This window comes from Micromonospora sp. NPDC048894, from assembly GCF_040649765.1.
Lineage (GTDB): Bacteria > Actinomycetota > Actinomycetes > Mycobacteriales > Micromonosporaceae > Micromonospora > Micromonospora antibiotica.
In genome coordinates this window covers 158844-181233 of the sequence record NZ_JBEZFY010000010.1, presented here as the reverse complement: position 1 = coordinate 181233, position 22390 = coordinate 158844, and the positions used below count along the sequence as shown (strand labels likewise).

Sequence of the window (22390 nt, the reverse complement as noted above, 5' to 3'; positions counted from 1 at the left end):
TATTGACATCGCTCTACCTGGCGGAGAAGACTCGCTCTCTGATCTGCCAGGCGACGAAGGGTGACCGAGTCCATGACCAGATCGAGGATCATCGCGGCGGCGCTCGCCGTCGCCCTGACCGGGCTGGCCGGGTGCAGCGCCGGAGAGAGCGTCGACGTCGACGGCGGGTCCACCGCCACCGGGTCGGCCGGTGGCACGCTCACCGCCGCGATCGGCGGCGAACCGGACCAGCTCGACCCGCACCGGACGTCGGCCTACTACAGCTTCCAGGTCCTGGAGAACGTCTACGACACCCTCGTCGAGCCGGACGCCGACCTCAAGATGGGGCCCGCGCTGGCCGCGAAGTGGACGACCAGCAGCGACCAGCTCACCTGGACGTTCACCCTCCGCGAGGGCGTGCGGTTCTCCGACGGGTCGCCGCTGACCGCGCAGGACGTCGTCTACTCGTACCAGCGGATCATCAACGAGAAGCTGAACGCGGCGTACAAGTTCGCCACCGTCAAGACCGTGACCGCGCCCGACCCGGCCACCGTGGTGATCACGCTGACCGCGCCCACCCCCAACCTGCTGGCCAACCTCGGTGGCTTCAAGGGCGTCGCGATCGTCCAGCGGTCCAACGTGGAGTCCGGTGCGATCAAGACCCGGCCGGTGGGCAGCGGCCCGTTCACGGTGGCCTCCTACACCTCCGGCGACACCATCAAACTGACCCGTAACGACGCCTACTGGGGGCCGAAACCGAAGCTCGACGGGGTCACCTTCACCTTCGTCAAGGACCCGACGGTGGCCATGCAGAACCTGCGCGGCGGTGAGGTGCAGTGGACCGACAACCTGCCACCGCAGCAGGTGCCGGCCCTCAAGGAGGACGGCGCGGTGACCGTCGCCACCACCCCCTCGACCGACTACTGGTACCTCGCCCTCAACGAGGCACGCAAACCGTACGACGACGTGAACGTGCGCCGGGCCGTCGCGTTCGCCCTGGACCGGGAGGCGATCACCAAGGCCGCCAAGTTCGGGCAGGCCACCGTCAACCAGACCGCCATCCCCAAGGGCAGCTCCTGGTACTACGACTACGCTCCGTACCGGCACGATCCGGACCAGGCCCGGCAACTGCTCGGCCAGGCCGGCGTCACCGGCCGCACCATGGACCTGATGGTCACCAGCGAGTACCCGGAGACGGTCACCGCCGCCCAGGTGATCGCCGCCCAGTTGAAGGACGTCGGGATCACCGTGAAGATCCGTACCCTGGACTTCGCCCAGTGGCTCGACGAGCAGGGCAAGGGCAACTTCGACGCGTTCCTGCTCGGCTGGCTGGGCAACATCGACCCGGACGAGTTCTACTACGCCCAGCACCGCACCGGCGGCACGTTCAACTTCCACGGGTACAGCAACCCCGCCGTCGACACCCTGCTCGACCAGGCCCGCACCCAGACCGACGAGGGCGTACGCAGACAGACGTACGAGCGGGCGGCGAAGCAGATCGTCGACGACGCCAGCTACATCTACCTCTACAACCCGGACGTGGTGCAGGGCTGGTCGGCGAAGGTCACCGGCTACCAGGTCCGCACCGACCGGGCGATCCGGTTCCGCGACGTCGCCCTGAACCGCTGAGGGGGCGAGGTGGGACGCTTCGTCCTGCGGCGGCTGCTCCAGTCGGTCGTCGTCCTGCTCGGGGTGACCCTGGTGGTCTTCCTGCTGCTGCAACTGGTCCCCGGCGACCCGGTCCGGGTCGCCCTGGGCACCCGCTTCGACCAGCAGACCTACGACGCGTTGCGGGAACGCTCCGGGTTGGACCGTCCGCTGGTGGTGCAGTACCTCAGCTACGTCGGCCACGCGCTCACCGGTGACCTCGGGGTCAGCTTCCGCAGCGGCCAGCCGGTCACCACGATCGTGCTGGAGCGACTCCCCGCCACCCTGTCCCTGGCGGTGACCGCCGTGCTCCTGGCCCTGCTGGTCGCCTTCCCGCTCGGCGTGCTCTCCGCGGTGCGCAGCGGCTCGTTCGTCGACCATGCCGCCCGGGTGTTCAGCCAGTTCGGGGTGTCCGTCCCCGACTTCTGGACGGGCATCATGGGCATCCTGCTCTTCGCCGGGGTCCTCGGCTGGCTGCCCCCGTCGGGCTACGTCGCGCTCACCGACGACCCGGCCGGCTGGGCGTCGCACGTGGCCCTGCCGGCCACCGCCGTCGGCCTGGTCACCGCCTCCATCCTCACCCGGTTCATCCGTTCCTCGGTGCTGGAGGTGCTCGCCGAGGACTACGTGCGTACCGCCGAGGCCAAGGGGCTGCGCCGCCGGGTGGTGGTCGTCCGGCACGTGCTGCGCAACGCGCTGATCCCGGTGGTCACGGTGGTCGGGGTGCAGCTGGCCAGCCTGGTCGGCGGGGTGATCGTGATCGAGGTGCTGTTCGCCTGGCCCGGCATCGGTCGGCTCACCTACGACGCCGTGCAGGCCCGGGACTATCCGGTGCTGCAGGGTGCGGTGCTCTTCGTGGCCACCCTGTTCCTGCTGACGAACCTGCTGGTGGACGTCCTCTACGCCCGCCTCGACCCGAGGATCAGGCTGCGATGAGCGCCGACCACCCGGCGGCGACGGCCACCGAGCCGGGCACCCTGCGGCGCACGGTGACCGCGCTGCGGCACGACCCGCCGGCCGTCGCCGGCACGGTCGTCCTGCTGGTCCTGCTGGTCGTCGGACTGGCCGGGCAGTGGCTCGCGCCGGCCGGGACCAACGACGTGGACGTCGACCAGATGCTGCGACCACCCAGCGGCGCACACCCGTTCGGCACCGACGAACTGGGCCGCGACGTGCTCAGCCGGGTGCTGGTGGCGGCCCGGGTGTCGTTGCAGGTGGGCCTGGTCAGCGTCGGCATCGCCCTGGCCGTCGGGGTGAGCGTCGGCCTGCTCGCCGGCTGGTACGGCGGCTGGGCGGACAACATCGCGATGCGGGGCATGGACGTGCTCTTCGCGTTTCCGGTCCTGCTGCTCGCGGTGGCGATCGTCGCGGTGCTCGGCCCCGGGCTGGTCACCGCGATGGTCGCCGTCGGGGTGGTCTACACCCCGATCTTCGCCCGGGTGACCCGGGCCAGCGTGCTCGCCGTACGGGAGCAGGTGTTCGTCCGGGCCGCCGTCTCCATCGGCACCTCCGACCTGCGCATCCTGCGCCGGCACGTGCTGCCCAACATCGCCGCCCCGCTGATCGTGCAGACCTCGCTGTCGCTGGCCTTCGCGATCCTGTCCGAGGCGGCGCTGTCCTTCCTCGGGCTCGGCGTCCAGCCACCCGCGCCGGCCTGGGGCCGGATGCTCTACGACGGGCGCGGGTTCGTCACCGACGCCTGGTGGTTGGGATTCTTCCCCGGCGCGGCGATCTTCCTCACCGTTCTCGCCTTCAACCTGGTCGGTGACGCGCTGCGGGACGTGCTCGACCCGCGTCAGCTCACCGTCAGCGAGGCCCGCAGGAGCAGCCGATGAACGCGCCCGTCGTACCGTCGCCCCGGGCTGCCGGGGACGCGCCGGTGCTGGCCATCGACGACCTGACGGTCACCCTCGGCACCCGCAACGGTCCCGCCCGCGCGGTCGCCGGCGTCGACTGGTCGGTGGCCCCCGGCCGGACCCTCGCCCTGGTCGGCGAGTCCGGCAGCGGCAAGAGCATGACCGTGCTCGCCGCCACCGGCCTGGCCCCGCGCTCCGCCACCGTCACCGGCCGGGTCCGGCTGCTCGGCCGGGAGTTGACCACCATGTCCGAGCCGGAGCGCCGCCGGTGGCGTGGCCGGCACGTCGGTTTCGTCTTCCAGGACCCGATGACCACCCTCAACCCGGTGTTGACCGTCGGCCGCCAGGTCACCGAGGCGTGCGAGGAGCACCTCGGGATGAGTCGGCGGCAGGCCCGGGCCCGCGCCGTCGAGCTGCTCGACCTGGTCGGCATCCCGGCCCCCGGCCGCAGGGTGGACGCGCACCCGCACCAGTTCTCCGGGGGGATGCGGCAGCGGGTCGTCATCGCGATGGCCCTGGCCTGCGAACCGGAGCTGCTCATCGCCGACGAGCCGACCACCGCGTTGGACGTCACCACCCAGGCGCAGATCGTCGAGCTGGTCGCCGACCTGCGACGCCGGCTCGGCACCGCCGTCGTCTGGATCACCCACGACCTCGGGGTGGTGGCCGGGATCGCCGACACCGTCGCGGTGATGTACGGGGGCCGGATCGTCGAGCAGGGACCGGTCGACGCGGTGTTCGCCGCACCGGGGCACCCGTACACCCGGGCCCTGCTGGCCGCCCGGCCACGGCCCGGCGCGGCGGGGGAGGAGCTGGCCGCGATCCCCGGCGCGCCGCCCAGTCCGCTCGCCCTGCCGGACGGTTGCGCGTTCTGGCCCCGCTGCCCGGTCCGGGGTGACGCGCGTTGCGCACACGAACTGCCCCCGCTGACGCCGATCACCCCCGGGCACCGGGTCCGCACCTTCTATCCCCTCCCCGGCGGCCCGCCCACCGGCGGCGGCCCGCCCACGGGGGACGCCCGTCGCGTCTCCGGTGACCGCGAGCAGCTCCACCGGGAGGACCGATGAGCACCGCAACCGTCGCCGAGATCGACGATCTGACGGTCTGGTTTCCCAGCCCCGGTGGCCCACCGGTGCGCGCGGTGGACGGGGTGTCGCTGACCGTACGGGCCGGCGAGACCCTCGGCCTGGTGGGGGAGTCGGGCAGCGGCAAGTCGACCACGGGCCTGGCGCTGCTGCGGCTGGTCGACCCGACGACCGGGCGGATCAGGGTCGGTGGGCAGGACGTCACCGGGTGGTCGCGGCGCCGCCTGCGCGGGCTGCGCCGCCGGGTGGCGATGGTGTTCCAGGACCCGCAGGCGTCGCTGGACCCGCGCCTGACCGTCGGTGCGAGCATCGCCGAACCGCTGGTCGTGCACCGGTTGGCCGGCTCCGCCCACGCCCGCCGACGTCGGGTCACCGAACTGCTCGACCTGGTGGGGCTGCGACCGGAGACGGCCGGTCGGCACCCGCACGAACTCTCCGGTGGCCAGCGTCAGCGGGTCGGGATCGCCCGCGCGCTGGCCGGTGAACCCGACCTGATCGTCCTCGACGAACCGATCGCGTCGCTCGACCTGAGCGTGCAGGCACAGATCATGAACCTGCTACGCCGGCTGCAACGGGACCTCGGGTTGACCTACCTGTTCATCGCGCACGACCTGGCCGCGGTGGAACACCTCAGTGACCGGATCGCGGTGATGTACCTGGGGCGGATCGTGGAGACGGGCACCCCCGCGCAGCTCTGGCGGGAGCCGGCGCACCCGTACACGGCGGCGTTGCTGTCGGCGGTCCCGGTGGCCGATCCCCGGGTGGAGCGCGACCGGCGGCGGATCATCCTCAGTGGTGAACTGCCCAGCCCGACCGACCCGCCGAGCGGCTGCCGGTTCCGGACCCGCTGCCCGCAGGCGCGTGCCGCCTGCGCCGGGACCGACCCGCCCATGGTCGAGGTGGCCCCCGGCCACCGTGTCGCCTGCCTCTACGCCGGGGAGGCGGTCCGGGCCATGGGTGCCGATCCGCCCCCGGTCACCGGGGCGCCCCGCTGACGAGGCGGTGGGTGCTCGGACCGGACGGATCCGGCACGGCCGACGGTCAGGCGCGGACGCCCGCCGACGGTCAGGCGGCCCGCGCCGGTAACGGTACGGCGGTGCGGGGCACCCCTTCCCCCCGTCGCCGCCCGCCGGTCGTCGGCCGGCGGCCGGTCGGTACGCCGGTCCCGCGCGAGGGCAGCGGCACGACGACGCCACCCGGGCCCGGCAACCCGGGGTCGACGGGTCGGGCGGCGGACCCGCCGGGCACCCCCGCCCACCGGTCGTCCCGCGTCGAGCCGGCGCGCGGTCGCCCGATGGCGGTGCCCGGCATCAGACCGGCCGGCGGCAGACCCGTCGGGCCGGCTGCGATCAGCATGAACCCTGGTTCCGGGCAGCCCACGACCCCCGGTCGGGGCCCGCCGCCCCCGGGAAGGACGACCCCCGGTCGCGGCCCGCCGCCGTCGGAAAGGACGGCCACCGGCCCCGGACCGGCGGTGGCGGGGCCCGCGACTGCCGGTCGGGGCCCGCCGGTCCTGCTCCCGGTGGCGGATGCGGCGGTGCCGGCGGGGAGCGGAGCGTGGTGGGGGGCGGCCGCCTGCCATCGGGCTTCCCGACCGTGCGGCGAGCTGACCGTGGCCGGGACCGGCCCGGGGTGGCCGACCGGCCGGTCGGCCCCGACCGACCAGCCGGTACCGGTGCGGTGCCGGGTCCCGGCCGGCCGGGCGACGCCGGTCCGCCGGTCGACCCCGGCCCGTCGGATGCTCTGCGCGCGCCGGGCCGTCCCGGTCCGCCGGACGGCCCCGGCGGACCGGGTGGCCTCGGTCCGCCGGGCGAACTCGGCGCGCAGCATCCGGGGCAGCCGGTCGTACGCACAGCGGCGCAGGGCGGGGTCGACGATGACGTGCCCGCCGTGGGAACCGGACCGGACCAGCCCGGCGTCGGTGAGTCGACGCAACGCCTGCGCCGCCCGGCCCGCCGCCCAGCCGAGCAGCACGTCGACCGCCGATGCGGCGAACTCCCCGTCGAGGGTCGCCGCGGCCATCAGGACCGCCCGGTGCGGGCCGTCACACCGGTCCAACCGGGCGGCGGCGCGACGTCGCAGCGGTTCGGGCAGGGGCGGCTCGGTCGGGCGCACCGACGGGTCACCGGTCGGGAGCGCCGACGCGTGGACGTAGGCGGTTGCGTAACCGGGACGGCCGGCGACCAGCGGCACCATCCGGGCGGCCGACGTGACCGGCTGACCGGCGTGGGCGAGCAGCAGGCGCAGCAACCGGCCGCTGTGGAGGGTGCCCAGCGGTGCCAACTCCACCCGGTGGTGTCCGCCCGCTGGCGCGGGGACGTGGTCCGCCCGGTCGGGTCGGTGGGTGGCCAGCACCGCCAGCGGCAGTCCCCGGGCGGTCGCGGCGGCGAACAGCGAGTGCAGGAAGTGGCCCAGTTCGGGGGCCGCCCGGTCCAAGTCGTCCACGCCGACCACCACCGGCCGGCGGGCAGCCAGGGCGAGCAGCACCCGGCGCACCGCCGCCGCCCCGGCGACCGCCGACCGGTCCGGCGCGTCCAGCAGCGCGGTGAGCGCCGCCACCGTCGCCGGGACCTGACCCGCCGGGACCAGTCCGTCGACCAGGGCGGCCAGCCGTGCCGCGACGGTGCCCGCCGCGTCGTCGGCCGGCCGCCCCAGCAGGTCCCGCAGCAGCTCCGCGACCGGCCCGAACACCTGCTCCGGGTACGGCGGGCAGTGCCCCACCGCCCAGCGCACCGGCGTGCCGTCGACCGCCGGCAGCCGGTGGCGCAGCTCGGCCAGCAGCCGGCTGCGGCCGATGCCGTCCGGGCCGACCAGGGCCACCCACCGTGGACGGTGCTCCCGGGCGACCCGGGTGAGCTGTTCGACGGCGGTCGCGAGTTCACGGCGTCGGCCGACCAGCGGACCGTGGTGGCGGGGCGGGCGCGGGTTCGCCGTGCGGGTGACCTGCCAGACGTCGACCGGCCGTGCCTTGCCGGTGAGCGCTGCGGGGGCGAGGGCGTGCTGCTCGACCAGGCCGGCGGTGGCCCGGTGGGTCGCCGCGCAGACGACCACGCCGCCCGGCGGGGCGTACTCCTGGATGCGGGCGGCGGTGGTGAGGACCGCGCCGGAGGCCATGCCGTGGCCACCGTCGCGGGCGGCGGCCAGGTCGACCACCGCCTCGCCGGTGGCGACACCCACCCGGACCCGCAGCGTCACCCCACCGGGCAGCTCCCGGCGCTCCAGCGCGGCCTGGATCTCCAGGGCGGCCCGCACCGCCCGGTAACCGTCGAGACCATCGGAGGTACGCGCCCCGAACAACGCCATCACCGCGTCGCCGACGTACTTCTCCACCGTGCCCTGCCAGCGGCGCAGCACCCCGGCGACGGTGTCGAAGTAGGCGGACTGCACCGCCCGGACGTCCTCCGGGTCGAGCCGTTCGGTCAGCGCGGTCGAGCCGACGATGTCGGCGAAGAGCACGGTCAGCGTTCGGCGTTCCTGCGGGACCGGCCAGGGCGTCGTGGTGACGTCTTCCCGACCGGTACCGACCGTGGACAGTGGCATCCCACCCACCCTTCCTCCGCAGTGGTCTGATGACTTCCGGAGAGTGTCACCACCGGTAGGACGGGGGATCTGCCGAACGACGTATGTCGGCGGGCGACCACCTTTAGTCGCAAACTCGACGCGAGAGGTACCAGAGACGAATCAAGCCCGTAGAACGGTGCGGGGACCTGTGACTAGGCTGCGGACATGGCCAGCGAAGTGGACAGCGCGCCGCTCGTCGGCCGTGCCGACCAGCTGGCGACGCTGCGCGCCGCGCTCCACGACGACATCGGCCCCGGGCAGACCGCCGCCGTCTTCGTCACCGGGGAGAGCGGGGTGGGTAAGACCCGGCTCCTGACCGAGGCTGCGGCACGGCTGCGGGACGCGGGAGCGGTGGTGCTCACCGGCTCCTGCCTGGACATCGGCGACGCCTCCCCGCTGCATCCGGTGCTCCAGGCGTTGCGCCGCTTCGACGCCGACCTCACCGCCGCGCAGGCCCGCACCTCCTCGGCGGTACGCGGACTGCTGCGGACCTTCGCCGAGGACAGCAGCGGCGCGGACAGCGCCGGGGCGCTGCTGGAACGGGTCTCCCGGGGGTTGAGTCTGATCGCCGAGGGCCGGCCGCTGGTGCTCGTCCTCGACGACCTCCAGTGGGTGGACCGGACCACCCGGCAACTGCTGCTCTACCTGCTCGCCGGCCTGGGTGACCTGCAACTGTCGGTGCTGGCGGCGGTGCGGGCCGAGTCGTTGCAGGGGGCCCATCCACTGCGCCGGGTGCTCACCGAGCTACGCCGGCTGCGGTCGGTGCGGGTGCTCGACCTGGCCCCGCTCGACCGGGCCGACACCGACCGGTTGGCGGGCGAGATCGTCGGTACACCCCTCGCCCCGGAAGCCGCCGACCAGGTCTGGCAGCGCAGCGGCGGCAACCCGTTCGTGGTCGAGGAGTTGGCCCGTGACCTGCGTGACGGCCGCGACGGGCTGTCCGACACGCTGCGGGAGATCTTCCTGTCCCGGGTGGACGTGCTGCCCCGGCAGGCGCACGCGGCGGTGCACGCGGTGGCCGCCGGGGTCGAGCCGGTCGAGCACTGGCTGCTGGCCGAGGTGCTCGGGCTGCCCGAGCCGGAACTGATCGAGGCGTTGCGGGAGGCGGTGGCCCACCGGCTGCTCGTCGGCGCGGACGACGGCTACCGGCTGCGGCACCGGCTGGTCGCCGAGGTGCTCGCCCACGAACTGCTCCCGGCGGAGCGCGCCGGCCTGCACCGCCGCTACGCGGAGGCGCTGACCCAGGCCCCGGCGGAGCTGCACCAGGCCCGGCTGGCCCATCACTGGCGGCTGGCCGGCGAGCCCGCCCGGGCCCTGCCGGCGGCGATGGCCGCCGCCCGGGAGGCGCAACGGCTGCACGGTTTCGCCGAGGCGCACCGGCACTGGTCGGCGGCGTTGCAGCTGGCCGCGACCCCGACCAGCGGGCCGGGGGGCGTACCGCCCGAGGTCGACCGGGCGGTGCTGCTCGAACACGCCGCCGAGACCGCCCACCAGAGCGGCGAGCACGCCCGGGCGTTGTCCCTGCTGGCCGAGCTGGCCGGGGGTGAACCGCTCGATCCGTCCTGCGGGGTGCGCATCCGGCGGGCCCGCTACCTGGCCGCCGCCGGCCGGTCCGCGCCCGCCGAGGCGGAGTACCGGGGGGTGTTGGAGTCCGTCGCCTGCACCGCGGGGGAACGGGCCGCCGCCGCCGCCCAACTGGCCCATCTGCTGGTGCTCCAGGGCCGCTACGCCGACGCCGGTCAGCGCGCCCGGGAGGCCCTGGAGTTGGCCGCGACGGTCGACGGGAGCACCAACTCGGTGGTGCTGGCCAGCGCGGCGCTCGGCTTCAGCGAGGCGTTCCTGGAGGACCCGGACTCGGGCCTGGCCGTGGTCCGCCGGGCCCTGGAGACCGCCGAACGTTCCGGTGGCCCGGAGGACGTGGCCTGCGCGTACCTGCACCTGGCGGAGTTGCTGACCGGGCCGCTGAACATCCTGGAGGAGGGGGTGGTGGTGGCCCGCCGGGGTGCCGAGCGGGTCGCCGAGCTGGGCCTGGGCCGCACCTACGAGACCCGGTTGCTGGCCATCGCCACCAACGGGCTGTTCCGGGTCGGCCAGTGGGCGGAGGCGGAGAAGGTCGTCGCTGCGGCGTTGCGGCACCGCCCGTCCGGGGCCGACGCGGTGGAGCTGCTGCTGGCCCGCTGCCGGCTCTCCGTCGGGTACGGCGACGTCGAGGCGTCCGACCGGGACCTGGAGGCGGTGGCGACGATGCTCGCCGGTGGCGGTGCGCCCCGGCACGTCCTACCGATGCTGATCCTGCGGGCCGGGCTGGCGATGTGGCAGGGCCGGCACGACGTGGCCCGGCAGGCCGTGCAGCGGGGAATGACCGAGAGCCGCTCCGACGACGTGGTGCTGCTGGGCACGCTGGCCTGGCACGGGCTGCGCGCGGAGGCGGAGGCGCACGCGAGTCGTACCGTGGCGGTGGACCCGACGGCGGTGCGGCGGCTGCGCGACGCGGTCGACCGGGTGACGGCCAAGAGCGCGACGGCGGCCGGGCCGGTACGGGTCGTCGCCGACGGTTTCCTGGCGCTGTGCACGGCCGAACTGACCCGGCTCGACGGCCGGGGTGACCCGGACGCCTGGGCCCGTTCGGCAGCCGAGTGGGACAAGCGTAACCACCCCTACCCGGCTGCCTACTCGCGGTTGCGCCAGGCTGAGGCGTTGCTGGCCCGGCGTGGTCGCAGCAGCGCCGCCGGCACGTTGTTGCGACAGGCCCACGAGATGGCGTTGAGCCTGGGGGCGGTGCCGTTGACCAGCGAGATCAGGACGCTGGCCGGCCGGGCGCGGGTGGAGCTGACCGACCGTGCCCAACCCACCGGGGTCGACCGCCGGCAGGGCCGTCCCCGGTCGACCGGGGTGGGGCACCGCCGGCCCGCGGGGTCGGGGTCGGGGTCGGTAACCGTCGTAGCCGGGCCGGTCGTCGACGAGCTGACCACGCTGACCGCCCGGGAACGCGAGGTGCTCGCCGCGGTGGCCGAAGGTCTGACGAACAAGGAGATCGGTCAGCGGCTGTTCATCAGCGAGCGGACCATCGGGGTGCACGTGTCGCACATCTTCGACAAGCTCCAGGTGCGCACCCGGGTCCAGGCCAGCGCCATCCACCTGCGGAACCGGGGCGAGTGAGCGTACGTACGGCGCGGTCGAATACGTCGTTCTACTGATCCCGCGCCCGGTCGACGCTGCCAGGCTGTCCCTCGTCAACGACGGCACGGCGCTGCCCCGACCACTGTGGAGGAGACATGACGGAACCGGTCTGGGGCCCCGTCCACGTGGACATCGTCGATCTGCTCGCCGACCACCCGGAGGACGTCCCGGCGGTGGTCGACCACCTCACCAAACTCCAGGACCTGCTGGTCCGGCTACCGCCGTTGGAGGGCAGCTGCCCGCTGGCCGACTTCAACCGGCTCTACCTGACCATCACCAGCCGGGTGCTGGAGGGGCTCTACGACGACTACTTCGCGGACCCGGTGTTCCTGTCCCGGCTGGACGTGGAGTTCGCCGCCCGCTACTTCGACGCGATGCGGCTGTGGACCGAGTCGAGCCCGACCACCCCGCGCGCCTGGTCGTGCCTGTTCAAGCGGATGAAGGGCCCGGACGCCCGGCCGTTGCCGTCGGCGGCGGCGGGGGTGAACGCGCACATCAACTTCGACCTGCCGTTCGCCCTGGTGACCACGTTCGACCACCTGGAGTCCGAGCCGGTGGACGGCACCGAACAGCACCGCGACTATCTCAAGATCAACGATATCTTCGCCGACAAGATCCCGTCGCTGCGGCGGGGCTACCTGGAGCGGTGGCAACTGCTGCTCGACATGCTCAACGGCGACATCGACGACTGGTACCAGGGCGAACTGGTCGAGTACACCCGGGACGTGGCCTGGCGCAACGCGCAGAAGATCTGGCGCTGCCGGCACGACCCGCAGGCCCGAGACGGCGAGCGCGCGCGGCTGGACGACAACGCCGCGGCGCTCGGCCGGCTGCTGCTCTCACCGCTGGGGGCGTTCCTGCAGTAGCAGCCGGGACGGGGGGTCCCCGCGCGCCGGGAAACCGGCGCGCGGGGACGCGTCCGTTCGACCAGGATGGCCGGGTGAGCCCGATCGAACAACCGCTGCCCGGCAACGTCACCACCGGTGTGGTCCGCATCGGCGACACCGTCCGCCGGCCAGTCGGCCCGTGGACCGACGCCGTCGACGCCCTGCTGACCCACCTGCACGACGTCGGTTTCGACGGTGCGCCCCGCCCGCTGGGCCGCGACGACCAGGGCCGCCAGGTGCTGGAGTACGTGCCGGGGGAGCTGGGTCACCCCTCGGGTCTCTACCGCACGGCGGAACTGGCCTCGATCGGCCGGCTGCTGGCCGACCTGCACCGCGCGGTCGCCGACTTCACGCCCCCCGGGCCGGCCCGCTGGCAGGTGCCGATCCGACCCGACGGCGCGGACCTGCTCTGCCACCACGACGCGGCACCGTGGAACCTGGTCCGCGCCCCACGCGGCTGGGTGCTGATCGACTGGGACGGTGCTGGCCCCGGCACCCGCCGCTGGGAGTTGGCGTACGCCGCCCAGGCGATGGCCGGGATGCGCCCCGACCGGCCGGTCGCGGAGTCGGCCCACCGGCTGCGCACCCTCGTCGACGGGTACGACCTACCGGCGGCGGAGCGTCCCGCGCTCGCCGCGACCCTCGCCCCCCGGGCCCGGGCGATGTACGACCTGCTGTGCGCCGGGGCCCGCGACGGCGTGCAGCCGTGGGTCCGGATCCACGCCGAGGACGGCCCCTACTGGCGCTCCGTCGCCGACCACCTGGGCACCCACGTCGAGGACTGGACCCGCGCCCTGGAATGACCCGGCGGGCGGCATCCGGGGCGGCCGTCTCGCACGGTGCGCGGGCGGCCCTCGGGCGGCCCCACCGGTTCGGCCCGTTCGGGTGTCGGGCCACGCGCGCGGGGTACCCGTCGGTCATGCCCGTACAACGGTTCGCCTTCCGGTTCGACCCCGGGTTCCGGGTCCCGCTGGCGCTGCTCGGCATCCGTCCGCAGACCTGCGCCGTGCTGCTCGACGACGAGGAACTGGTGATCCGGTTCGGCCGCTGGCAGCTGCGGACCGGGCGGGGGAACGTGGTCGACGCGCAGCGCAGTGGGCCGTACCGCTGGTGGCGGGCGGTCGGGCCGCACCTGTCCCTGGCCGACCGGGGGGTGACCTTCGGTACCGGCACCACGGCCGGGGTGTGCCTGCGCTTCGGCACACCGGTGTCGGGGCTGGCCCCCGGCCGGTGGCTGCGCCATCCGGCGGCCACGGTCACGGTGACCGATCCGGCGGCCCTGTTGGCGGCCCTGCGCCGCGTGCCGGCCGGCCATCCCCGCCGCACCTGACTACCCGCCCGGTGGCCGCGCCCGGCTCCCGACCGGCCATCCACCCGGTCCGGCCGGCGGGTCCCGGCCCGACCGTCCCGCCCTGACCGCCCTGACCCGGCCCGGCCCTGCCCTCCCCAGCGTTTTGCCCGTTCTGCCCGGTCTGACGGCCCCGGCCCGCCCGGCCCGCCCGGTCTGCCGGGCCGGCCCCGCCCGGGGTAGCGTCGCCGGGCCGGTCCGCCCGGCTTCCCCTGTTCTGGCCGGTGGGGGCCGGTTCAGCGCCTACCGTCGGGTCAGGGCCTACGAGGGCGGTCGGGGGATGGCGGACGGGCGGGACGGGGCGCGGGAGCGGCGGACCCGGGAACGGCGGGGGAGCACGCCGCCGCCGGGGCATGGGCGGGCGCTGCGCGAGGCACGGGCCGCCGGGCAGGGCGAACGCACCCGGCCGGGACCGGTGGGGCTCCCGGAGTGCGTGGACAGCCATGCCCGGCCGGCGCAGCCCGGTGGCGCGTTGCGCCGGTGGCTGTTCGCGTACCGGGTGCAGCCGGTCGGCCCGGAGACCGAGGAGGGTAGCCAACGCCGGCACCCCTGGTGGCAGGTGATGTGCCTGACCGGGGTCGACTACTTCTCCACCCTGTCCTACCTGCCGGGCATCGCGGCGCTCGCCGCCGGGGCGCTCTCCCCGCTGGCCACCCTGCTGATCGTGGCGCTCACCCTGCTCGGGATGCTGCCGATGTACCGGCGGGTGGCCCGGGAGAGCCCACACGGGCAGGGGTCGGTGGCGATGCTGGAGCGGCTGCTGCCGTTCTGGCGGGGCAAACTGTTCGTGCTGGTGCTGCTCGGCTTCGTCGCCACCTCCTGGATCATCACGATCACGCTCTCCGCCGCCGACGCGACGGTGCACCTGTTGGAGAACCCGTACCTGCCGTCGTCGGCACCGCACGGTGACGGGGTGGCCGTGCTGGTGACGGTGGCGCTGCTGCTCGTCCTCGGTGGGGTCTTCCTGCTCGGGTTCAGCGAGGCGGTGCTGGTGGCCGTACCGTTGGTGGTGGTCTTTCTCGGTCTCAACGCGGTGGTGGTGGCCGTCGGTCTGGCCGAGATCGCCGCCGATCCGGGCACCGTGCGGGACTGGACGGCGGCCCTGACCGCCGGGGGTTCCGGGGTGGGGGATCTGCTCGGCCCGGCGGTGCTGGCCTTCCCGCTGCTGGTCCTGGGCCTGTCCGGCTTCGAGACCGGGGTGAGCATGATGCCCCTGGTACGCGGGGCCGGCGCGGACCGCGAGCAGCGGTTGGCCGCCCGGATCCGCAACACCCGCCGGCTGCTCACCGCCGCCGCGCTGATCATGTCGGGGTACCTGCTGACCACCACCTTCGTCACCACCGTGCTGATCCCGCCCCGGGAGTTCCAGCCGGGTGGCGCGGCGAACGGCCGGGCGCTGGCCTGGCTGGCCCACGCCCGCCTCGGCGAGGGGTTCGGCACCGTCTACGACATCAGCAGCGTGTTGATCCTCTGGTTCGCCGGGGCGTCGGCGATGGCCGGCCTGATCAACATCGTGCCGCGCTACCTGCCGTCGTACGGGATGGCACCGGAGTGGGGTCGGGCGGTCCGGCCGGTGGTGCTGGTCTACACCCTGATCAGCATCGTCATCACCGTCGCCTTCCGGGCCGACGTCAACGCCCAGGCCGGCGCGTACGCCACCGGCATCCTGGCGATGATGGTCTCCGGGGCGGTGGCGGTGACCATCGCGACCCTGCGGGCCCGGCACCGGTTCGCCGCGTCCGGCTTCGCCGTGCTGACCGCGGTGCTGCTCTACGCGCTGGTCGAGAACGTCATCGAGAAGCCGGACGGGATCGCCATCTCCGGGTTGTTCATCGCCGGCATCGTCGTGGTCTCGCTGGTCTCCCGGATCACCCGCACCACCGAGCTACGGGCCGAGCGGATCGACTTCGACGGGCCGGCCCGGCGGTTCGTCGCCGAGTCACTGGCCCACGACGGTCGACTGCACCTGATCGCCAACAAGCGGGACACCGGCGCGCTCAAGGAGTACCGGGTCAAGGAGCGGGTCCAGCGGGGCATGAACCCGGTGCCGGGCGCCTCCGACGTGCTCTTCCTGGAGATCGACGTGGTGGACCCGTCGGAGTTCAGCCGGGTGCTGCGGGTGCACGGGGTCGAGGTGGGCGGTTTCCGGGTGCTGCGGGCCAGCAGCCCGGCGGTGCCGAACGCGATCGCCGCGATCCTGCTGGCGTTGCGCGACGGTACCGGCGTCCGACCACACGCCCACTTCGAGTGGTCCGAGGGCAACCCGCTCGCCCACCTGCTGCGTTACCTGATCCTCGGTCGGGGCGACACCCCACCCGTGGTCCGCGAGATCATCCGCAAGAGTGAACCCGACCCTTCCCGCCGCCCCGGCATCCACGTGGGCGGCTGACCCACCCCCTCCCGCCGCCCCTCTTCCCCCTCCCCCTCCCCCTCCCCCCTCCCTCCCTCCCGTGATCAAGAGCTTTGCGTCAGGTGATCAAGAGGTATACGTCAGAAAACCCTGTCGGCGTGACGTAAACCTCTTGATCACCGGCCTGGGGTGGCCTGGGGCGCTTGGGGCGGCTTGGGGTGGGCGGAGGTGGGGGCGGGAGGTGGGGGTAGTGGGGTAGGCTCCTAGGATGGTTTAGGGGTTGGGTGGGGGGTTTCAGGGCGGGGGTGGGTGGGGGGTGATCTGGAGCGGACATGATGCGGCCCGCGCCCCGAGGGGTGGGCGCGGGCCGGGGTGCGACGGTTTACTTCGACGGCTCGGGGAGCTTGCAGTCGATCTTCGGGTTGGCGCCGATGTAGTTGAGCGGCCCGGCCACGATGGTCACCAGGATGGTGCCGGCCTCGGCACAGTTGGTGTCATCGTTTCCGTAATAGCCTCGCTGACCAGCGGCGATGGCGCCGATGACCAGCCAGATGACGACGATGACTCCGAGGATCGACGAACCGCGCATGGGGGTGCCTCCCGGCTTGTGTTGTGTTCGAGGTGACGCCCATGTACCCACCGGCCGGGACCGGATAAACGGTATTCCGGAACGGTCAGCGCGATGATGCTGGATTCTCCGGCGATCGACCCGACGCGACGGTGGTCGGTGACCCCCACCCAGCCGGCTGAAGGTCGACCCGGCACCGGGGACGCCCGTGCGGCTGGGCACTGTGGAAGTCCACGGGTTTCGGCGCGGTGCCGCGTCTGGTGCGGTCGCGCGACCGCAGGAGCCGGGGTTCAGGCCGAATCGCGGGGTTCCGGCCGAAAACGCGACAGGGCCGGTGGGTGCGCATGACGCCCGCCCACCGGCCCTGTCGGGTGAGCTGGATCAGTCCCGGGTGTCGCCACCGGTCGGCGTGGGCAGCACCCGCTCGGCCTCGGCACCCGCACCGGCCAGCACCTTCGCCTGCTGCGGCCAGGTGGCCAGGCTCGCGGTGGCGCGCAGTCCGGCGGCGCGGATCGTCTCCCGCAGGCCCGTCTCGTCGAGCGCGGCGAGCTGCTGGTAGGTGTGGATGCCGGCGGACTGGAGCGCGGCGGCCATCTTCGGGCCGACACCCTGGATGCGACGGAAGTCGTCCGCCGACCCGCCCTGGGTGGGGGAGGCGTCCGACAGCGGGGCGGCTGCCGGGACCGGAGTGTCCTCTGCGGCGGGGGCGGTGTCCTCGACGGAGGTGCGCTGCGCCGGGACCGCCGGCGCGACGGCCACGGGGGCGGTGTCCACGTCGTCCGCGCCCGACAGGTCCGGGTCCGGCACGCTCGCCGGCGTCGTCGACTCCCCGTCCGCCACGGTGGCGACCTGCGTGGCCGGCTCAGCGGCGACCGGCTCGATGGCCGGTTCGGCGGCGACCGATTCGATGGCCGGCTCGGCGGCGGCCGGTTCGGCGGCGGCCGGCTCGATGGCCGGTTCGGCGGGCTGCGTGGTCTCGGCGCTCGGAGCCGCGAGCGGGTCGGCCCCGGTCTCCGTGCTGCTCGCGGCCGGGCCGTCCGGGTCGACCGTGGTCGGCTGCGGCAGCGCGGTCGCCGTACCCGGGGTGTCGGGGGTGTCCTCGACGGTCGCCCGGGGCGCGGGGACCGGCGCGACGGTCTCGTCGGCGTCGGTGCTCGCGGGCTTCTCGTCCGAGACGGTACGACCGGTCAGGTCGGCGGTGGTCGACTCGTCGTCGATGTCGGCCAGCGGGGCGGACCGCTCGGCGGCGATCGTGGTGGGCGTGCCGTCGACGGCGGTGATGGCGTGCTCGTCGACGGTCGAGTCGGCGGTCGAGATCGTCGAGGCGGTCGAGTCGGCGGTCGAGTCGGCGGTCAGGGTGGTCGAGTCGGTGGCCGGGGCGGCGTGGTCGGTGTCCGGCGCGGTGTGCGGGGTGGGCTGGTCCACGACGGCGGCGGGGGCCGGGGAGGTGTCGACCGTGGCGATCGGGCGCGGTGTGTCGATCGTGGCGGCGGCGGCCTTCTCCTCGGCGGAGAGCCCGACGACCGGGTCACCCTCCACGATGGGCGAGGTGGCGGCCGGCTTCTGCCGTCCCCACAGCGCCCAGCCTCCGCCCAGGCCCACCAGCAGGGCCAGGATCACGATCAGCCATTGCCCGAAAGTCGACGGCACGGCTACCTCCCTATTGCGTATGTCGTTGAAGTCGCGAGGAAAACGCGAAGACCCGCCGCAGCTTTGCACACGCGAATGTCGGACGACAGGGAGGACCGCCCCTCGTTGCGCAGGTGAAATGACCGGTGTCGGGCGGTGGCGACGTCACGACACGGTGTCGCCGTCGCCGTACCCACCGGTGGTGGTGACCGGGCCCGGTGGTGGCCCGAGGCGGTGTCCGCGCTGCTCAGCGCAGGGCCTCCGGGCTGGGGGCGTCGGAGACGTCCCAGCTGTAGAAGCAGCCGGCCGGCGCGTCCCGGGGGGAGCGCCAGGTCGGCAGGTACGCCGAGGTGTGCGCCGACAACCGCTCGTTGGTCCGTTGGTAGAGCGGGTGGTTGTACGCGGTGACCAGGGTGTCCAGGTCGACCTCGGTGGTCTCCATCAGGTGTACGCACAGGTCGTGCAGGCGGTAGAGGGAGCGGTGGCGCAGCCCGGTGAGTCCGGGCAGTTCGGTGGCATCGGATTCGGCGAAGATCTGGGCGACCCGCCCCTCCGCGCCGGGAATGATCCTGCTGACGATCACCAGACGGCTCATCGGACCCCTCTCGCCGGTGGTGCGCCCCGATCGGTCCAGGGCTCTCGGTGGATCCACCCTGGCGCAGGAGGTGTCACCTGGTCGTCACACCGTTCGTCCGGATCGTGACGGCGGGCCGCCGGGGTGCGGCGGGTGGCCTGCCGGATGGGGGCGAGGGTCTCGTCGACCAGGGCGCACATCGTGGGGGAGGGTTCCAGGCGCAGTTCCCGCATGAGCAGGTCCCGGTAGACGTAGAAGGCGTGTACCGCCTCGAACGCGTTGCCCTCGGCGAGGTGGATGCGTACCACCAGGCGGTGTGGTGTCTCGCGCAGCGGCTCGGCGGCCATCGCCGCCAGGGCGGCCTGCAACGCCTCGCCGTGCCGGCCGGCGTCGAGGTGGTCGACGGCGAGCTGTTCCAGCATGTGCAGGCGGAGTTGGCGCAGTCGTTCCCGGTCCAGCAGCACCCAGTCGTCGTACCAGCCGGGGAGCAGGTCACGGCTGCCGGCGGCGAGCGCGACGGCGGTGGTGCGCGGGTCGTCCCCGTCGCGGACCCGGGCCGCGGTGGCGACGAGGTCGTCCACGTCGAGGCGGACCGTCGGGTCGAGGCGGACGGTGTCTCCGCTGATCAGTAGCGGGCAGCAGGGGTCCTGGCGCAGCCGCCACAGTGCGGTGCGCAGCGACGACAACGCCCGTTCCTCGGGCACCTCGGGCCAGAGCAGGCCGGCGAGGTTGCTGCGGGTGGCGCCGGGGCGCAGGCCGATCACGGCGATCACCCGTTGCAGCCCTCGGGGGACCACCACCGGGTGGTCGCCGTGCAGCAGCCGGAAGCCGCCGAGCAGGTGCAGGCGTACCGGTGGGTCGGCCGGGACGTCACTGGTCGGCGTGCTGGCATGACCGGTCACGGCGCACCCCCTGCACGCAAGCCTGGGTCCAGATCGTCCGGTGTCCCGACGCGGTCGGTCGTGACGCGGTGGCCGGGTCGCTTCGCTGTGCTGCCGGACCCGCCGTTCCCACCGGACCGGCCGGCACGAACACTACCAATGTGATTACTCTCAGTCAACAATAGTGTAGGTATCGTGACTGGGCGATATTGCCTCTGAACTGCGAACCTCCATCACAATGGACAGCTCTCGCATAGCCGATACACAGCCTGCGTCAACGCAACGTCACCACTTTGTGGGGGTGTCGCGGGTCGGCGGGTGACGCCCGGGTGACGGGCCCGGCCGGAAGGTGACGGCTACCGGGGTGAGCCGCCCGGTGGAGGAGGACCCGAGATGACCGTCACCCATGGCACGGCACTCACCAGTGAGATCACCGAGATCCTGGTGACCCGGTGCGGCCTCGACGCCGCCGCCGCCGCCCGCGCGCCCGCCGCCAGCCTGGAGGAACTGGGCATGGACTCGCTGGCCCTGCTGGAGCTGTCCGCCGTGGTCGCCGACCGCTGGCGGGTACGCATCCCCGAGCAGGCCGGGCAGCTCAGCATCGGCGGTGTGGCCGACCTGGTGGCCGCCGCCGGGCCGGCCGGGCACACCGAGAACAGCATCCTCATCGCCGCCCCGCTGCCGCTGGTCTGGGAGATCACCAACGACGTGGCGCGCTGGACGGACCTGTTCACCGAGTACGCCGTGGTGGAGATCCTGCACCGCGACGGGGACACGGTGCGGTTCCGGCTCACCATGCACCCCGACGAGAACGGCGTCGCGTGGAGCTGGGTCAGCGAGCGCACCACCGATCCGGCGACCTGGCAGGTGCGGGCCCGCCGGGTGGAGACCGGTCCGTTCGAGTACATGCGGATCCACTGGTACTACGACACGGAGCCTGCGGGCACCCGGATGACCTGGGTGCAGGACTTCGCGATGAAGCCGACCGCCCCGGTGGACGACGCGGCGATGACCGAGCGGATCAACACCAACAGCCGGGTGCAACTGGCCGTGATCAAGGAACGGATCGAGCGGGCGTACGCGGGAGGCGGCGATGAGTGAGGTCACCACCGGACTGGTCGCCGCCCGGGACGTGCCGGCCGACCGGCGGCGCGGCGGGGAACTGCGGGTGCTGCTCGGCCCGCGTACCGTCGGCAGCACCTCCGGGTTCATGGGGGTGGTGACGGTGGACCCCGGTGACCGGGTGGCCGAGCACTACCACCCGTACAGCGAGGAGTTCCTCTATCTCGTGCGCGGCACGATCACCGTCGACCTGGACGACGTGCCGGTGCCGTTGGCCGCCGGGGAGGCGCTGTTCGTGCCGCGCAACGTGCGGCACCGGCTGCGTAACACCGGCGACGTCGCCGCCGAGGTGGTCTTCCACCTCGGCCCGCTCGCCCCCCGCCCGGAACTCGGCCATGTCGACACCGAGCTGGTCGAGCAGCGGGGCCCGTCGTGACCGGCCGCCGCGTGGTGGTGACCGGTGTCGGGGTGGTCGCCCCGGGCGGCGTCACCCGGGACCGGTTCTGGAAGACCCTCACCGAGGGGCGCACGGCCACCCGGCGGATCAGTTTCTTCGACCCGTCGCCGTACCGGTCGCAGATCGCCGCCGAGTGCGACTTCGACCCGGACGCCGCCGGGCTCACCCCGGCGCAGCGGCAACGCTCCGACCGGTACGTGCAGTTCGCGCTGGCCTGCGCGGCGGAGGCGCTGGCCGACAGCGGGCTCGACCTGACCGACGCCGAGCGGGACGTCGCCGGGGTGGTGTTGGGCACCGCCGTCGGCGGCACCACCGCCCTGGAGCAGGAGTACGTCCGGGTCAGCGACTCGGGTCGGCACTGGCTGGTCGACCACGCCCTCGGTGGGCCGTACCTCTATCAGGCGCTGGTGCCGAGCAGCCTCGCCGCCGACGTGGCCTGCCGGCACGGGCTGCACGGCCCGGCGCAGGTGGTCTCCACCGGCTGCACCTCCGGCATCGACGCCATCGGGTACGCCCACCAGCTCGTCGTCGACGGGGAGGCGGACATCGTGCTGGCCGGTGCCGCCGACTCGCCGATCTCCCCGGTCACCGTCGCCTCGTTCGACGCGATCCGGGCGACCAGCCCGGACAACGACGACCCGGGGCACGCCAGCCGACCCTTTGACGCCCACCGGCAGGGTTTCGTGCTGGCCGAGGGGGCCGCGGTGCTGGTGCTGGAGGAGTGGGAGCATGCCCGGCGGCGCGGCGCGCACGTCTACTGCGAGGTCGCCGGTTACGGCAGCCGCAGTAACGGTTTCCACATGACCGGGTTGCGACCTGACGGGGTGGAGATGGGGTTGGCCATCGCGGCGGCACTGCGGCAGGCCCGCCTCGACCCGTCGGCGGTCTCCTACGTCAGCGCGCACGGGTCCGGGACCCGGCAGAACGACAGGCACGAGACGGCGGCGTTCAAGCGGGCCCTCGGCCCGACGGCGTACCGGGTGCCGGTCAGCTCGATCAAGTCGATGGTCGGGCACTCGCTGGGCGCGATCGGCGCCATCGAGATGGCCGCCTGCGCCCTGGCCATCGAGTACGGCGTGGTGCCGCCGACGGCCAACTGGACCACCCGGGACCCGGAGTGCGACCTGGACTACGTGCCGAACGTGGCCCGGGAGACCCCGGTCGACGTGGCGTTGTCGGTGGGCAGCGGGTTCGGTGGCTTCCAGTCCGCGATGCTCTTCCGTCGGCTGGCGGTGACGCGGTGACGCGCTCCGCTGCCGGGGTGACCGCTGCCGGTTCCGGCCCGCCCCGGGCGACCGCCCCCGGTGACCCGGACGGGGACCGGCG

General features: G+C 73.7%; 16 protein-coding genes and 2 pseudogenes. 13 read left to right on the top strand and 5 right to left on the bottom strand.

All coding sequences use genetic code 11. The features are described 5' to 3' along the window. Positions 1-72: 72 nt before the first annotated feature. The 5 genes and pseudogenes from AB0C22_RS22200 to AB0C22_RS22180 all read left to right on the top strand — a co-directional run bounded on the left by AB0C22_RS22200 (position 73) and on the right by AB0C22_RS22180 (position 5562). Positions 73-1608: an ABC transporter substrate-binding protein gene (locus tag AB0C22_RS22200; protein ID WP_357536764.1), complete on the top strand. Its 1536-nt coding sequence runs from the start codon at positions 73-75 to the stop codon at positions 1606-1608. Between the two features lie 9 nt (positions 1609-1617). Then, a complete protein-coding gene (locus AB0C22_RS22195) occupies positions 1618-2562 on the top strand; it encodes an ABC transporter permease (RefSeq protein WP_357020640.1) in 945 nt (314 codons plus the stop codon). Beyond that, the gene (locus AB0C22_RS22190; RefSeq protein WP_219462447.1) at positions 2559-3461 is read left to right on the top strand and encodes an ABC transporter permease; all 903 of its coding nucleotides are present in this window, start codon (positions 2559-2561) and stop codon (positions 3459-3461) included. The genes AB0C22_RS22195 and AB0C22_RS22190 overlap by 4 nt, the downstream gene beginning before the upstream one ends. Then, positions 3458-4453, top strand: a pseudogene (locus AB0C22_RS22185) (ABC transporter ATP-binding protein); the annotation flags it as partial. The gene AB0C22_RS22190 and the pseudogene AB0C22_RS22185, both read left to right, overlap by 4 nt. Positions 4454-4545: 92 nt before the next feature. Then, on the top strand, positions 4546-5562 hold the full coding sequence (locus AB0C22_RS22180) for an ABC transporter ATP-binding protein (protein WP_219462443.1): 1017 nt from the start codon (positions 4546-4548) through the stop codon (positions 5560-5562). 70 nt (positions 5563-5632) lie between these two features. Here the strand turns inward: AB0C22_RS22180 and AB0C22_RS22175 are convergent, their stop codons facing one another. Then, positions 5633-8107 (bottom strand): adenylate/guanylate cyclase domain-containing protein, encoded by a 2475-nt coding sequence (locus AB0C22_RS22175; RefSeq protein WP_357536761.1) that lies wholly within the window; start codon positions 8105-8107, stop codon positions 5633-5635. Between the two features lie 186 nt (positions 8108-8293). Between AB0C22_RS22175 and AB0C22_RS22170 the strand changes: the two genes are divergently transcribed. From AB0C22_RS22170 to AB0C22_RS22150, 5 genes are all read left to right on the top strand, one after another. Continuing rightward, entirely contained in the window at positions 8294-11287 is a 2994-nt protein-coding gene (locus AB0C22_RS22170; RefSeq protein WP_357536759.1) for an AAA family ATPase, read from the top strand. A 116-nt stretch (positions 11288-11403) separates the two neighbouring features. After that, complete coding sequence (locus AB0C22_RS22165; RefSeq protein ID WP_357536757.1) at positions 11404-12174, top strand: DUF5995 family protein; 771 nt, start codon at positions 11404-11406, stop codon at positions 12172-12174. 74 nt (positions 12175-12248) lie between these two features. Next, positions 12249-12998, top strand: coding sequence for a phosphotransferase (locus AB0C22_RS22160; RefSeq protein WP_357536755.1), 750 nt, complete (start codon positions 12249-12251; stop codon positions 12996-12998). Between the two features lie 116 nt (positions 12999-13114). Beyond that, the gene (locus AB0C22_RS22155; protein ID WP_357536753.1) at positions 13115-13525 is read left to right on the top strand and encodes a hypothetical protein; all 411 of its coding nucleotides are present in this window, start codon (positions 13115-13117) and stop codon (positions 13523-13525) included. A gap of 298 nt (positions 13526-13823) precedes the next feature. Further along, a complete protein-coding gene (locus AB0C22_RS22150) occupies positions 13824-15932 on the top strand; it encodes an amino acid transporter (protein ID WP_255597596.1) in 2109 nt (702 codons plus the stop codon). A 343-nt stretch (positions 15933-16275) separates the two neighbouring features. On the opposite strand, the gene AB0C22_RS22145 is transcribed toward AB0C22_RS22150, so the two are convergent. From AB0C22_RS22145 to AB0C22_RS22130, 4 genes and pseudogenes are all read right to left on the bottom strand, one after another. Further along, positions 16276-16482 carry a hypothetical protein gene (locus AB0C22_RS22145; RefSeq protein WP_145919792.1) on the bottom strand — a complete coding sequence of 69 codons (207 nt, stop codon included), beginning with the start codon at positions 16480-16482 and terminating at the stop codon, positions 16276-16278. 360 nt (positions 16483-16842) lie between these two features. Next, positions 16843-17091: pseudogene (locus AB0C22_RS22140) on the bottom strand (helix-hairpin-helix domain-containing protein); the annotation flags it as partial. Positions 17092-18337: 1246 nt separating this feature from the next. Beyond that, positions 18338-18685 (bottom strand): TcmI family type II polyketide cyclase, encoded by a 348-nt coding sequence (locus AB0C22_RS22135; RefSeq protein WP_208566516.1) that lies wholly within the window; start codon positions 18683-18685, stop codon positions 18338-18340. Then, a complete protein-coding gene (locus AB0C22_RS22130; protein ID WP_219462436.1) occupies positions 18682-19566 on the bottom strand; it encodes a BTAD domain-containing putative transcriptional regulator in 885 nt (294 codons plus the stop codon). The genes AB0C22_RS22135 and AB0C22_RS22130 overlap by 4 nt, the downstream gene beginning before the upstream one ends. 372 nt (positions 19567-19938) lie before the next feature. Here AB0C22_RS22130 and AB0C22_RS22125 point away from each other — a divergent pair, with 372 nt between their 5' ends. Genes AB0C22_RS22125 through AB0C22_RS22115 form a run of 3 tightly spaced genes read left to right on the top strand, consistent with a single transcriptional unit; the run spans position 19939 to position 22308 of the window. Then, positions 19939-20646 carry an SRPBCC family protein gene (locus tag AB0C22_RS22125; RefSeq protein ID WP_208566514.1) on the top strand — a complete coding sequence of 236 codons (708 nt, stop codon included), beginning with the start codon at positions 19939-19941 and terminating at the stop codon, positions 20644-20646. Next, complete coding sequence (locus AB0C22_RS22120; RefSeq protein WP_219462433.1) at positions 20639-21043, top strand: cupin domain-containing protein; 405 nt, start codon at positions 20639-20641, stop codon at positions 21041-21043. Before AB0C22_RS22125 ends, AB0C22_RS22120 begins: the two co-directional genes overlap by 8 nt. Further along, the gene (locus tag AB0C22_RS22115) at positions 21040-22308 is read left to right on the top strand and encodes a beta-ketoacyl-[acyl-carrier-protein] synthase family protein (protein ID WP_219462431.1); all 1269 of its coding nucleotides are present in this window, start codon (positions 21040-21042) and stop codon (positions 22306-22308) included. Before AB0C22_RS22120 ends, AB0C22_RS22115 begins: the two co-directional genes overlap by 4 nt. The last annotated feature ends 82 nt before the right edge of the window (positions 22309-22390 follow it).

Coding starts and splice junctions, on each gene's coding strand:
- AB0C22_RS22200 (WP_357536764.1), top strand. CDS start 73: ATGACCAGATCGAGGATCATCGCGGCGGCGCTCGCCGTCGCCCTGACC.
- AB0C22_RS22190 (WP_219462447.1), top strand. CDS start 2,559: ATGAGCGCCGACCACCCGGCGGCGACGGCCACCGAGCCGGGCACCCTG.
- AB0C22_RS22180 (WP_219462443.1), top strand. CDS start 4,546: ATGAGCACCGCAACCGTCGCCGAGATCGACGATCTGACGGTCTGGTTT.
- AB0C22_RS22175 (WP_357536761.1), bottom strand. CDS start 8,107: ATGCCACTGTCCACGGTCGGTACCGGTCGGGAAGACGTCACCACGACG.
- AB0C22_RS22170 (WP_357536759.1), top strand. CDS start 8,294: ATGGCCAGCGAAGTGGACAGCGCGCCGCTCGTCGGCCGTGCCGACCAG.
- AB0C22_RS22165 (WP_357536757.1), top strand. CDS start 11,404: ATGACGGAACCGGTCTGGGGCCCCGTCCACGTGGACATCGTCGATCTG.
- AB0C22_RS22155 (WP_357536753.1), top strand. CDS start 13,115: ATGCCCGTACAACGGTTCGCCTTCCGGTTCGACCCCGGGTTCCGGGTC.
- AB0C22_RS22150 (WP_255597596.1), top strand. CDS start 13,824: ATGGCGGACGGGCGGGACGGGGCGCGGGAGCGGCGGACCCGGGAACGG.
- AB0C22_RS22145 (WP_145919792.1), bottom strand. CDS start 16,482: ATGCGCGGTTCGTCGATCCTCGGAGTCATCGTCGTCATCTGGCTGGTC.
- AB0C22_RS22135 (WP_208566516.1), bottom strand. CDS start 18,685: ATGAGCCGTCTGGTGATCGTCAGCAGGATCATTCCCGGCGCGGAGGGG.
- AB0C22_RS22125 (WP_208566514.1), top strand. CDS start 19,939: ATGACCGTCACCCATGGCACGGCACTCACCAGTGAGATCACCGAGATC.
- AB0C22_RS22120 (WP_219462433.1), top strand. CDS start 20,639: ATGAGTGAGGTCACCACCGGACTGGTCGCCGCCCGGGACGTGCCGGCC.